Annotated in this window: 1 protein-coding gene; it reads right to left on the reverse strand. The window is 45.2% G+C overall.

The features are described from left to right. Positions 1–508: amino-acid N-acetyltransferase (gene argA, locus R7Z49_RS25635; RefSeq protein ID WP_318112481.1), on the reverse strand; the 508-nt coding region annotated here is incomplete at its 3' end. Between the last annotated feature and the right edge of the window lie 143 nt (positions 509–651).

Below are 651 nucleotides of genomic sequence, written 5' to 3' on the forward strand. Positions count from 1 at the left end.
CAATGGAGCCTTGGTCGAGCGTGCGATTAATCGCGTCGGTGTCAATGCGGCGAATGCGTCCACTGTGGCAGTAATCGACACCGTCATCTACGCCAAGTGGCTGTGCAATGACAAAGTTACCACTGACAACATTCAGTTGTGTGCCAGCCATTGGGGTGTTGTTTAAGCTCATTGAAAGGCGTGCGGTAATGGCAAGTTGAAGCTGCCCAGCAGCTTGCATAACTACCGATAGTGCTGCTTCGTCGGTAATTCGGATGTTTTTGTGGTATGGCGTAGTAAGGTCTTGTTTTTCAAGTAATTGATTAATTTGTGGACGAGCGCCATAAACGACAACGACTTTGATGCCTAAACTGTGCATCAAAGCAATATCATTGATTATATTGCCAAAGTTATTATGTGCGACCGCTTCACCTCCCAGCATGATCACCATGGTCTTCCCACGGTGAGCGTTGACGTAAGGGGTTGATTGGCGGAATCCTTTTACGAGAGCAGTACTACGAATTTTCACTACAGCCATTCCTTGTGTTTATTTATGCTTAAATAATGTCTTTTTATTCAGTTAATGGCAAGGCAATTTTTTGGAATAAAGCACAAACATCTGGAGTACGGCGCTTTGTCCAGTTTGGTTATGGAGGTTACAATACGCGCGTC

Source organism: Vibrio sp. 1562 (genome assembly GCF_033340155.1).
GTDB lineage: Bacteria > Pseudomonadota > Gammaproteobacteria > Enterobacterales > Vibrionaceae > Vibrio > Vibrio alginolyticus.